General features: G+C 72.5%; 8 protein-coding genes and 1 pseudogene. 4 read left to right on the top strand and 5 right to left on the bottom strand.

From position 1 onward, the window contains the following. Nucleotides 1–184: 184 nt before the first annotated feature. The 3 genes from AB0K10_RS26190 to AB0K10_RS26180 all read right to left on the bottom strand — a co-directional run bounded on the left by AB0K10_RS26190 (nt 185) and on the right by AB0K10_RS26180 (nt 4,684). Nucleotides 185–2,059 (bottom strand): nucleoside-diphosphate sugar epimerase/dehydratase, encoded by a 1,875-nt coding sequence (locus tag AB0K10_RS26190; RefSeq protein WP_363687651.1) that lies wholly within the window; start codon nt 2,057–2,059, stop codon nt 185–187. 230 nt (nt 2,060–2,289) lie between these two features. Then, nucleotides 2,290–3,492, bottom strand: coding sequence for an aminotransferase class I/II-fold pyridoxal phosphate-dependent enzyme (locus AB0K10_RS26185; protein WP_363687649.1), 1,203 nt, complete (start codon nt 3,490–3,492; stop codon nt 2,290–2,292). Between the two features lie 151 nt (nt 3,493–3,643). Continuing rightward, nucleotides 3,644–4,684, bottom strand: coding sequence for a hypothetical protein (locus AB0K10_RS26180; protein WP_363687647.1), 1,041 nt, complete (start codon nt 4,682–4,684; stop codon nt 3,644–3,646). A gap of 145 nt (nt 4,685–4,829) precedes the next feature. Between AB0K10_RS26180 and AB0K10_RS26175 the strand changes: the two genes are divergently transcribed. Continuing rightward, nucleotides 4,830–5,426 (top strand): acyltransferase, encoded by a 597-nt coding sequence (locus AB0K10_RS26175; RefSeq protein WP_363687645.1) that lies wholly within the window; start codon nt 4,830–4,832, stop codon nt 5,424–5,426. Further along, on the top strand, nt 5,426–6,124 hold the full coding sequence (locus tag AB0K10_RS26170; protein ID WP_363687643.1) for an acyltransferase: 699 nt from the start codon (nt 5,426–5,428) through the stop codon (nt 6,122–6,124). The genes AB0K10_RS26175 and AB0K10_RS26170 overlap by 1 nt, the downstream gene beginning before the upstream one ends. Nucleotides 6,125–6,144: 20 nt before the next feature. Here AB0K10_RS26170 and AB0K10_RS26165 read toward each other — a convergent pair. Then, nucleotides 6,145–7,317: pseudogene (locus AB0K10_RS26165) on the bottom strand (glycosyltransferase); the annotation flags it as partial. Between the two features lie 225 nt (nt 7,318–7,542). On the opposite strand from AB0K10_RS26165, the gene AB0K10_RS26160 reads away from it, so the two are divergent. Both AB0K10_RS26160 and AB0K10_RS26155 read left to right on the top strand, forming a co-directional pair. Next, nucleotides 7,543–8,646, top strand: coding sequence for a glycosyltransferase family 4 protein (locus AB0K10_RS26160; RefSeq protein WP_363687641.1), 1,104 nt, complete (start codon nt 7,543–7,545; stop codon nt 8,644–8,646). Further along, nucleotides 8,643–9,923: a glycosyltransferase gene (locus AB0K10_RS26155; protein WP_363687639.1), complete on the top strand. Its 1,281-nt coding sequence runs from the start codon at nt 8,643–8,645 to the stop codon at nt 9,921–9,923. Before AB0K10_RS26160 ends, AB0K10_RS26155 begins: the two co-directional genes overlap by 4 nt. Before the next feature lie 85 nt (nt 9,924–10,008). Here AB0K10_RS26155 and AB0K10_RS26150 read toward each other — a convergent pair whose 3' ends face one another. Continuing rightward, nucleotides 10,009–11,244: a glycosyltransferase family 4 protein gene (locus AB0K10_RS26150; RefSeq protein ID WP_363687637.1), complete on the bottom strand. Its 1,236-nt coding sequence runs from the start codon at nt 11,242–11,244 to the stop codon at nt 10,009–10,011. Nucleotides 11,245–11,389 lie beyond the last annotated feature (145 nt).

The raw sequence follows: 11,389 nt of genomic DNA, 5'->3' as shown, positions 1-11,389 counted from the left end.
TCCCGCCGCCGCGGCGTCCGGCTGTTCCTGCCGCTCGAACCTGCTGTCGGGGGCCGGCAATCCTTCGGTCCAATCGATCCGCGGCGGAGGCACGCGCCTGGCGATGCGGATGCCGCTGCGCGGCCTCACGCTGGGCTTCCTCACCGGCATAACTGCCGGAGAGCGCCTTTGGGTGCGGGGTGGATCACCGCGACTGCAGGGGTACGCCCAGCGGGCCGTCCACCGTCCGGCCGACCGGCCGGGCGCAGAGCAGCGCGAGGTGCTCGATGAGCTTCGCCTCGTCGTCGTACGGGTCGAGCCCGCTCACCTCGCTCGGGTCGAGCGCCGGCACCCCCACGTGGGACACCAGGGGGTGCAACGGCCGGGTGTCGGTCTCACCGGCGCCGAAGAGATCCTCGTGCAGCTTCTCTCCGGGGCGCAGGCCGGTGTAGACGATCGGCACCTGACTGGACGCCTGCTCGGCCATCTGCCGGGCCAGGTCGGCGATGCGGACGGGCGCGCCCATGTCCAGCACCAGCGCCTCCCCGTCCCGGCCGATCTCGGCGGCCTGCAGGACGAGGTGGACGGCCTCCTGGACGGTCATCAGGTAGCGGGTGACCTCGGGGTGGGTGACTGTCATCGGCAGGGAGTCCTCGATCTGCCGCTGGAACGCCGTCACCACCGAGCCGCGACTGCTCAGCACGTTGCCGAACCGGACGCTGAGGAACGTGCCCGGGAACCGGGACGCCGCGTGCGCGGTCAGCTGCTCGGTGATCCGCTTCGAGTATCCGAGCACGCTGATCGGGTTGGCGGCCTTGTCGGTGGAGATGTTGACGAACTTGGCCACGTCCCGGCAGGCGTCCAGCACCGAGAGGGTGCCCCAGATGTTCGTCTTCACCGCCTCGCCGGGGTGCCGCTGCAACAGGGTCAGGTGCTTGAGCGCCGCCGCGTGCAGGATGATCTCCGGGCGGCGCTCGTGGATGATCCGTCGGATCCCCTCGTCGTCGCGCAGGTCGGCGAGGATCAGCTCGGGACCGTCCAGCAGCGCGCGTCCGGCGAGCGACATCTGCAGACCGTGCAGGGCCGACTCGTCCCGGTCCAGCATCATCAGCTCACCCGGGTCGGCCTTCAGCACCTGACGGCAGAGCTCCGAGCCGATCGATCCGCCGGCGCCGGTGACCAGGATCCGCCGTCCGGTCAGGCTGTTCGTTCGCAGCGGCAGGTCACCGAGCACCTGGCGGCGGCCGAGCAGGTCGCCGATCTGCACGTCCCGGACGTCGGTGACGGTGATCCGGTGGTCGACCAGGTCCCGCACGGGAGGCAGGACCTTGAACACCGCGCCGGCGGCGAGGGCTGCCTCCCGGATCTCCCGGATCAGCGCGGCGTCGGCGTTGGCCACCGAGAAGATGACCGCACCCGCCCCGGTACGCCGCAGCGCCGAGGGCACGTCTTGCCGCCCGCCGAGCACCCGGACCCCTCGGATGCGCAGGTCGCGCTTGTCGGGATCGTCGTCGAGAGCGCCCACCGGCAGGTAGCGCCCCCGTGGATCGCCGAGCATGGCCCGTAGCAGTTCCTGCCCGGCGTCGCCCATCCCGAACAACAGCACCGGCGTTGACGACCGGACGTCCGGTCGCATCGAGAGGTCCCGACGATGGCGGTAGGCGAACCGGGCGCCGAGCATCAGGAGCAGGGCGAGTGCGCCGCCGACCAACGGGGTGCTTGCCGGCACCGGTCGCTCGCCGGAGGGGAGTAGGCCGAGCAGCACGATGGCGGCCGCCACGACGGCGCTGCCGGCGACGCCCTGGGCTTCCTGCAGGCTGCCCAGCGGGTGGCGTCCGGAGTGGAGGCGTCGCACGGACGCGACTCCCAGGTGCACGACGGCCGCGAGCACGCCTATCGCCGCAGCCCGGCTCGGCTGGCCGGGCGGGAGGTGGAACTCGAACCGAGTCCACACCGCCGCGACGAAACCGCACACCCAGGCGGTGGTGTCGGTGGCGAGGAGGGCCGCGGTGGCACGGCGTGCCCTGGTCCGTCGAGTCCGCCGGTCCACGCGTTCCGTGTGCTCTGTTTCCTGCGGCATGTGCTCGCTTCCTGTCCGTCCCCCGGCCGGCTTCCGCCGCTCGGTCGAAGGCGATGTGCGGCCTATGTCCCCGTTACAATCATTCTCTAAATTTCTGGTGCCTTTGCCACTGGACGCCGGAATATCCTGCTACTGCCGACCTCCGCGAGCCGGTACGCCGGTTGACCGTCACCTGATCGGCCACCCTTCGAGGGCCGACCCCCTGTGGTGGACCAGGTCGGGCCCGTCGTTCACGACGGGGACGGGCCTGTCCGGGCGCTCAGGAACTCGTCGATCGCCGTGAACACCCGGGCGATCTGCGGTTCGGTGAGGGCGCTCCCGCTGGGCAGGGTGAGCCCGTCGGTGAAGAGACGCTCGGCCGCGCCGGTGAGCAGGCTCTCCGCGCCCGCGTGCATTGGCTGCAGGTGCATCGGTTTCCACACCGGCCGGGTCTCGATGTTTCGTTCCGCCAGGTGGATCGCGAGGTCGTCGGCCCGCCAGCCACACCGCTGCGGCTCGACGGCGATGACTGTCAGCCAGCAGTTGGACTCGACGTCCTCGGCGCCGACGAGCCGCACACCGGGCACCGGGGCGAAGAGCTTGGCGTACCTGTCGCGGAGGTGACGGCGTCGGGCGATCATCTGGTCCAGCCGGACGAGCTGGGCGCGTCCGAGTGCCGCGAGCAGGTTGCTGAGTCGGTAGTTGTAGCCGGTCTCGTGGTGCTCGTAGTGCCGCGCCGGTTCACGGGCCTGGGTGGCGAGGTGCCGAGCGCGGGCCAGCAGCACGGCATCGTCGGACACCAGCATTCCACCACCGGAGGTGGTCATGATCTTGTTGCCGTTGAACGACAGCACGCCGACGCGACCGAAGGAGCCGGCGGGCCGCCCGCCGTGGCTGGCGCCGAGGGCTTCGGCGGCATCCTCCACCAGGGGTACATCGGTCTCGGCGCACAGGGGGAGCAGGGCGCTGTAGTCGGCGCAACTGCCGAACATGTCCACTCCGACCATCGCGCCGATCCGCTCGCCGCGCGCCCGCAGCCGTCGGATCAGGTCGACGGCGAGGTCGACGTCCACATTGCCGGTCAGCGGATCGCAGTCGACGAAGACCGGACGCGCGCCGATGTACCGGGCCGCGTTCGCGGTGGCGACGAAGGTGAGGGTGGGCACGATGACCACGTCGGCGGGGCCGACTCCCACACCGAGCAGGGCCAGGTGCAGGGCCGCCGTTCCGGAGTTCACGGCGACGGCCCCGCCGGTGCCGACCCGGGTCGCGACGTCGTGTTCGAACGCCGCCAGGTCCGGGCCGACGGGCGCCACCCAGCCCGAGCGCAGGGCGGCGATCAGGTACGACTCCTCCAGCGGCCCGATGTCGGGCGGCGACAGGTACACGGTGTCGCCCGGGTGCGGGCGCGGCGGGGAATCGACCGCGTCCGCGAGACGACCAGGCAACGGCATGTTCCGACCTCCGCGACGGTGGGCAGCGTGCGCCGACGTCGGGCGGGACCTGGAGGCACAGAAACCCCAAATCTTCGCACTCGGTCGGCATCCGCCTGATAAACCCCCAAACCCTCGCGTTGGACACGGCCGGAGCGGTCCGGGCCGGCGCCTACCGGGACCGTGGCGCCAATTGCCGCAGATGCCCCACGATCGCCGCGCAGAACACCGCCTCGATGTCGCACTCCTCCTCGACGTGCTGCCAGGCGTCACCCACCCGGAGGTGGTAGCCGGTCGACTCCTCGGCGGTGACCGTGCCGAAGTGCAGGCACTGGAACTCGAGCAGGTGGAAGCGCTCACCGTCGTGGCCGATGTCCAACGAGGCGAGTGGGGTGCCGAGAGTGTCGGAGACCCGCTCCGCGTAGTCGAGCAGCCCATCGCGGTCGACGCCCGCCAGGTCCTGGAAGTCGAAGTCGCCGCTGCCGCTGGCGCGGAAGTCGCCGGGTCGGTTGCGGCGGTACAGCGTGTAGTAGCGCGCGCCCATCCGGAGCACCTTGAAGTCTCCGGCCAGTCCCGGGATCAGCGCCTGCACCAGGAACTTCTGCCGGTGCAGGGAGCGGGGATGGTGATCGCGGCGCAACAGTCGCCGGCCGTGCTCACGAACGGCCTCGCCCCGGTCGGAGGTCTCGCTGAGGGTGCGTGCGGTGCGCAGCAGCTCGCGCCGGTCCGCGGCGCGGGCCACGAACTGCGAGCCGGCGCCGTACGCCGACTTGAGCACCTTCGGCCACGGCCCGGCCAGCTCCGTCGCCGCGAGTTCCTCGTAGGTGCCGAAGGTACGGGTGCCCAGGAGGCGGGCGTCCTCGGGGAAGAGCTGCGCGCGCAGAGCCTCCATCATCGCCTTGTTGTGGTGGGCGCGCAGGTAGCGGTAACCCGGGATGACCCGCGCTCCGGCGGTCTCCAGGGCCAGCACCAGATCCTCGATCCAGCTCTTGTAGTGCAGCCCGCGGTCCTCCGACGAGGTGTAGAGCACCGGCACCCCCCGCAGATCCGCACTCAGGTCCAGGTCGGAGAACCGGACGACCTCGGGATCGAGGCCCGCGTCGGCGAGGTACCCGGCGATCTTGTCCACGTCCATCGTGCACAGGCCGTGCCGGCTCCGGGCCGTGGAGTAGAACGTGCCCCGGTAGTCGGTCAGGATCAGGATTCTGGTCATCTCGTGCTCTCTGCCTGCGGCGGTCGGGCGCGGTGGCCCCAAACCAGCACAAAAGGTGTAATAAATTCGGGTCGTATCGATAAATAGGCCACTTTGAGGATATTGCTCGATCGGTCGGTTTGTCTGCCTTACCGTGGATGCGCAGTTGACCGGTGGAACCCTAGGAATCGAGGGCGGAATGCTCGGTGCGCTGCGGGGCGTACGGGTGGCACTGCGCGACCGTTTGGCCGCCGCACGGGATCCGGAGGGCTTCGCCCGGTCCCTCGGGGTCGACCTGCGGGGGCGGGTCCGGTTCTACGGTGTCGACCGGGCGATGTTCGGCTCCGAGCCGTGGCTCGTCTCGCTCGGCGACAACGTCTATGTCACGGCCGGCGTCCAGTTCATCACCCACGACGGCGGCACACTGATCCTCCGTAAGGAGGTGCCCGACCTGGAGTGGACGGCGCCGATCCGCGTCGGCGACGACGTCTACCTCGGCGTACGCACGACCATCCTCGCCGGTGTGACGATCGGCAACCGGTGCGTCGTCGGCGCCGGCTCGGTGGTGACCCGCGACATCCCGGACAACAGCGTCGCGGCCGGGGTGCCGGCCCGCGTCATCCGCACCGTGGACGACTATCTCGAGCGGTTGCGGGCCCGGTCGCTGGGCTGTGGTCACCTGCCGGCGGGCGAGAAGGCCGCCGTGATCCGCCGGATCTACGGAGTCCCGGAACAGGCCGGCGCCGGCCAGGCGGGCGTCTGATGCGGGTGGCGGCGGGGCGGCCGGGTGCCCTTCTCGGCCCGGTGATCGGGGCGTTGGACCGCCTCCTGCGCACGACCTCGCGGGCCCGCCGTGCCGTCCGAGGTCTCGCTCTGGCCCGGCGGTTCGCTGCTCGGGGCGACAACTTCACAGTCGACCCCGACGGGGTCTACACCTGCGAGACGATCGAGGTCGGGCACAACGTGGATCTCGGCTGGCGGCCGGTCCTGATGGCGGCCCGGTCCAGGATCCGGATCGGCGACAACGTCATGTTCGGCCCCGAGGTGACCATCCGGGGCGGCAACCACCGCATCGACCAGGTCGGCGTGCCGATGATCGCGGTCGACAAGGTGCCCGGCGACGACACCCAGGACCGGGGTGTGTCAATCGGCGACGACGTCTGGGTGGGCACCCGGGCGGTGATCCTGCACGGCGTGACCATCGGCCGCGGGGCGGTGATCGGCGCGGGCGCGGTCGTCACGCGCTCGGTGCCGCCGTACGCGGTGGCCGCCGGCAACCCGGCCCGGGTGATCCGCCTGCGCTGGCCGGTGGCGACCATCCGGGCCCACGAGCGGCAGCTCTACCCGGTGGACCGCCGACTGTCCACCACCGAGCTGGCGGCTCTGGCCGACCTGCCGACGCCCGCCCCGAACCCGGCGCCGGTGACGAAGTCGCTGACGACAGGCGTCCAGGCCCGGTAGTCGAAACAGTGGGCCCGCTCGCGGGCCGCGCGGCTCATCGCCGCCCAGGCCCTGTCGTTGAGCCGCAGCGCCCGCTCGATTCCGTCCCGGACGTCATCGGCAGCGCAGCCGGCCAGCACGATCCCCTCGCGGCCGTCCACGACGTAGCGCCGCAGGTCACTTGTGTGGTTGAGCAGCACCGGGCAGCCGGCGGCCAGACTCTCCGGCACCTTGGACGGGAAGCCCGCCTGCGCGTACCCGGCCGGGGGGCGGACCAGGACTGAGAAGTGCGCCCGGCGCAACTCGGCGAGGATCTCGTCACGAGGAACCCAGCCCAGGAAGGTCACCTGGTCGTCGAGGTCGCGGAGTCCGGCGTCGTCCAGGTCGGAGAGGCGGCCAGCCTGTTCCCGGCTGATCCCCGCGATCGCCAGGCGCACCCGGCTCCGGTCGTCGGGCGCGAGGCGGCGGACGCCCTCCAGCACCACGGCCAACTGGTCCTTGGGTCCGGCCGATCCGGCGTAGAGCAGCCGCAGACCACCGGCGAGCGGGGGCGGCGCGGGGTCGGTGTAGTCGGCGCAGTCCACCTGCGGCGGCACCACGAGCGTCGGGCGACCGCTGTCGACGAAGCGTCGCTCCAGCGTCTCGGAGATGGCGATGATCCGGTCCGCCAGCCGTCCGGCCAGAAAGGATGTCCACCGGTGGCGGATGAAGTACGGCGTCAGCCACCCCCGGGGGAACTGTGCCCGGTCGTGTCGCTCCAGGACGTCCACAGTCACCGGGCAGCGCACCGTCGCCCGCAGCGCCACCCAGGTGGTCAGGGTGAACAGCCCGAGGGGGAGGTACACGCCGGCCAACTCGTCCGGGCGGACGCCCGCGCGACGCAGCGCGGCCAGCACCCGCAGGGGCCACAGGCGGCGGTGCAGCCAGCGGCCCGGCACCCCGCCGCCGACCACGCGACGGTGCAGCTCGATCAGCCGTACGCCGGGCGGCAGGGGTGGCGCGACAGGTGGGCGCGATCCGTCCTGTGGCCAGTCGTTGACCACCACTGTCACGCCGCCCGCCGGGGTGGCGGACCGGGCGAGGTGCAGCAGACGGTTGGACAGGGCGTCGCCGTGCGGAAACCGGTAGGCGGCAAGCGCCAGCACCTGCGGCGTCGCGGCGGGGCGCGAAGCGCGAACGGAGCCCGCGATGGTGGTGGGCTCGCCCACGGTCATCCCCCTTGGGAGAACTCGGGTTAATTAGCCGTTATGGCCGTTAAGTCTAGGCAGTGCTCCGTGCTCCGCGTGCCGTCACCTCGCGCGCCGCGCCGCAGTTGCCGTACATGTGCTGTCCGCGGGCCGGATCCGGCCCGACGCCGAGCCGCCGTCGGAATGAGAGGCCATGCAGCGTCGCACCGCGCTCGACCACCGGTGCCGTCCGTCGTCGCGCGGAGTCCAGCCGTGACGCGGCCGGTGGTCGTGCAGCACTCGGCCGGAACCCCGGGTGCCAATGGTCCGCTCACCGCCGTGCAGCGGGTGCTCTCCTCGTCGCTGGCCGAGCGGTACGAGTTCGTCCGGATGCACCAGCACGCGGGCAACGGCGGCCTGAACGTGCCGCTGCTGCGGGAGTGGGTGCGCCTGCTGCGCCGGGTGCGACCCGCCCTGGTGCACGTGCGAGGGCTGCAGAACGAGGGTTTCCACGGTGTCCTCGCCGCCCGGCTCGCCGGCTGTCCCCGTGTCCTGGTCACCGTGCACGGGACCGTACGCGACCTGCGTCAGCCCGGGCCGGCCTGGAAGCGCCGCGCGCTCGTGCACGGCGCCGAGCCCGCGACGCTGCGGCTGGCCAGCCACGTCGGCGCGGTCTGCGAGTACGCCGCCGGTCGGGACTTCCTGCGCCGCCTGGGCCCGAAGTTCGTCGGAGTGATCCCCAACGGGGTTCCGCTGCCGACGGACCCGCGCGCCGCCCGTGACCGGGTGCGCGCCGACCTGGGGCTGCGGCCCGACGACGTGGCCATGATCGCGGTGTCCCGGTTGACCTGGGAGAAGGGCTTCGGCGTCCTCGCCGACGCGCTGCGGCGCCTGCCGCCGTCCACCACCGGCAGGTCGCCGTCGGCCGCGCGCCGGGTGCTGCTGGTCGCGGGCGACGGGCCCGACCGCGACGGGGTGTCGGCCGCGCTGGCCCACTCCGGCGAGATCGAGGTACGCCTGCTCGGCAACCGGCTCGACGTTCCCGACCTGCTCGCCGCGGCGGATCTCTTCGTCTTCCCGACCCTGCACGAGAACCTCTCCAACGCGTTGCTGGAGGCCATGGCGCACGGGCTGCCGGTGGTCGCGTCGGCGGTGGGCGGCAACGTGGAGGTGCTGCGCTCCGGCGGTGGTCGGCTGGTGCCACCGGGTGACCCGGACGCCCTCGCCGCCGCGCTGGCTCCGCTGCTCGACGACCCCGGGGAGCGCGGGCACCTGGGGGAGTTGGGCCGCAAGGTGGTCGCCGAGGGCTACAGCCTCGACGTCATGCTGGGCGCTCTGGACCGCGTCTACCAGCGGGTGCTCGGGGAGCGGGCGTGACGCCGCCGGGCGGCCCGCGCGTCACGTTCCTGGGCTTCACAGTGCCCGACGACGTGCTCGCCGAGATCATGGCCCGCGACACCATCATGCCGACGCAGACCCACACCTTCGCCTGGGGTCTGGTCCGCGCTCTGCGGGCCGCCGACTGTCCGGTGCACCTGCTCTCGGCGGCGCCGGTCTCGGGTTGGCCCGGCAACCGGCAGGTCCGATTCCGGGCCGGCCACTTCCGGCAGGACGACGTGGACGGTCACCTGCTGGCGTTCGTCAACCTGCTCGGTCTCAAGCACCTGACCCGCTTCGTGGCCGCCTGGCGCACCGGAGGCCGGGCGCTGCGCGAACGGGACACCGAGGTGCTGCTGGTGCACGGGGTGCACTCGCCCTTCCTGTGGTTCGGCGTGCTGCGGGCGCGGCGGCGCGGCGTTCGGGTCGTGCCGGTGCTCACCGACCCGCCCGGCGTCGCGCTCCCCACCGACGGTCGCCTGGTCCGGCTGCTGCGCGGGCTCGACGTCGCGCTGGTCCGGGTCGCCCTCGCCCGCTGTTCGGGGGTGATCGCCCTGACCCCCGCGCTCGCCGACGACTTCGCCCCCGGCCGTCCGCGGCTGGTGATGGAGGGCATCTGCGCGGCCGATCCGACCGCCGACGGCCGGCCCGCGAGCGCCGGGTCGACCCGGGACATCGTCTACGCCGGCGGACTCAGTCGCGCGTACGGCGTCGACCGGCTCGTCGAGGCGTTCCGCGGCCTGCCCGGGGACGACCTGCGACTGTGCGTGTACGGGCGGGGCGAGCTGACGCAGTGGCTGCGCGAACAGGCCGCAGTGGACCGGCGCATCGTGCCACCCGAGCTGCTGCCCCGGGCCGAGTTGCTGCCCCGGTTGGGCCGTGCCGCCGTGCTGGTGAATCCCCGCCCCGTGGACCAGGACTTCGTCCGCTGGTCGTTCCCGTCGAAGATCATCGAGTATCTCGCCGCGGGCGTACCGGTGGTGAGCACCCGACTGCCCGGCATCCCGTCCGCGTACGCGCCCTGGCTGTCGTACGCCGAGCCGGACACCGTCGACGGGCTGCGCGCGGCTATCGGCCGGGTGTTGGACCTGCCGGTGGCGCAGGCGCGGGCGCTGGGCGCGGGCGGGGCCCGTTTCGTGCGGGAGACCCGCAACCCGGCCGCCCAGGGTCGCCGGATGCGCGACTTCCTCGCCGGGTTGACCGGGCAGACCGGGCTGACCGAGCAGCGTGGCGCCCCGGCCGTCGTCGGTGCGACGCTCCCGCAGCGGCCGGACTGACTGCTCATCGGGCGTCGACGGGTGATCGGGTCGTCGCGGCCGCACAGGCCGCGAGGCGTGCCCGGAGGGCTCGACGTCGGCGGGGTCAGCCCCGTCCGCTGGCGGCGGCCTTGCCGAGCAGATCCTCGATCTGGTCCACGCCGACCCGCAAGGACATCCGATCCAGGTAGAGCTGGCGACCCCGACGGCCCATCACCGCCCGCTCCTCGCGCGGCACCTCGGCCGCGGCGACGAACTGGTCGGCCAGCGCCCGCCAGTCGTCCGGTGGGCAGACCAGTCCCGCCCCGCCGGCGCTGACCAGACTGGCGGCGTCGCCGTCGGCCGACATCAGCACCGGCACGCCGCAGGCCAGCGCGGCCTGCAACTTCGACGGAACCGTCCCGCGCAACCACGGGAGATCACGCAGCATGACCAACTGGTAGTCGGCGGCGGCGTACAGCTCGGCCATCTCGGCGGCCGGACGGCGGCCGAGGAACCGGACGTTGTCCGCGCCCAGCTCGTCGGCGAGCTGCCGGGCCTGTTCCGCGCCCAGCCCGGTGCCGACGAAGACCAGGTCCACCGCGTCCGGCACGGCCGCCGCCGCGCGGATCGCCACGTCGACGCCCTGCAACAGGCCCAGGTTGCCGGCGAACATCACAGTGGTCCTGCCGCGGTGGCCGATCGCCCGGCGGGCCGCGTCGGTGCCGGGCACCGGCCGGAACAGCGCCTCGTCGGTCCAATTGAAAACGGTACGCACCGCACCCGGGTCCACCCCCCGCTCGACCACCTGCTCCGCCATCGCCGGCGCGATCACCGCGATGCCCGCGCAGGAGTGGTAGATCCGGCGCATGCTGGCGGCGAGCAGGCGGTCCAGCGCCCGGCCGGCCAGCCCGGCCGGTGCCATCCCGGACGTCGTCACCGACTCCGGCCACAGGTCCTGCACGTGCAGGACTGTCGGTACGCCCCGCAGCAGGCGCAGCAGGCCGGCGGCGGCGTACGAGGTGGGCGGCGGGTGGTAGACGTACAGCGCGTCGACGCCGCGCAGGTGTCGCGGGGCGGCCACGGTGCTGGTGGCGGCGAACGAGAGATAGCTCGCCGCCCGGCGCAGACCGGACCGGTCGTGACTCGGGTACGCCGGCACCCGGCGCACGGTCACCCCCCGGTCGGAGGCCCGATGGTTCCACCGCTGCCGCCAACCGGGATAGGTACGCCCCAGCGGCAGGCTCGGAAAGGTGGTCAGCACCCGGACGTCGTGGCCGCGTCGGGCCAGCTCCGTGGCCAGTTGACCGGGCACGAACGTGCTCTCCGGCGGGTACCACTGACTGATCAGTCCGATTCGCATGCCCCGGCTCTCCCGTCGTCTCGGCCACCCGGGGCACACAACGGCCGGACGGCGACGAAGGACACGCGACACGGGGTCCGTTTTGCGTGACTTGCGGGAACAGGGCTCGTTGTCACACTGGTGGGCCGCCGAGCGGTCACCGCCA

Source organism: Micromonospora sp. NPDC049274 (assembly GCF_040678875.1).
Classification (GTDB): Bacteria; Actinomycetota; Actinomycetes; order Mycobacteriales; family Micromonosporaceae; genus Micromonospora.
The sequence above is the reverse complement of the archived record's forward strand: the minus strand, read 5'-3'. Positions and strand labels throughout refer to the sequence as shown.

Coding starts and splice junctions, on each gene's coding strand:
- AB0K10_RS26190 (WP_363687651.1), bottom strand. CDS start 2,059: ATGCCGCAGGAAACAGAGCACACGGAACGCGTGGACCGGCGGACTCGA.
- AB0K10_RS26180 (WP_363687647.1), bottom strand. CDS start 4,684: ATGACCAGAATCCTGATCCTGACCGACTACCGGGGCACGTTCTACTCC.
- AB0K10_RS26150 (WP_363687637.1), bottom strand. CDS start 11,244: ATGCGAATCGGACTGATCAGTCAGTGGTACCCGCCGGAGAGCACGTTC.
- AB0K10_RS26185 (WP_363687649.1), bottom strand. CDS start 3,492: ATGCCGTTGCCTGGTCGTCTCGCGGACGCGGTCGATTCCCCGCCGCGC.
- AB0K10_RS26170 (WP_363687643.1), top strand. CDS start 5,426: ATGCGGGTGGCGGCGGGGCGGCCGGGTGCCCTTCTCGGCCCGGTGATC.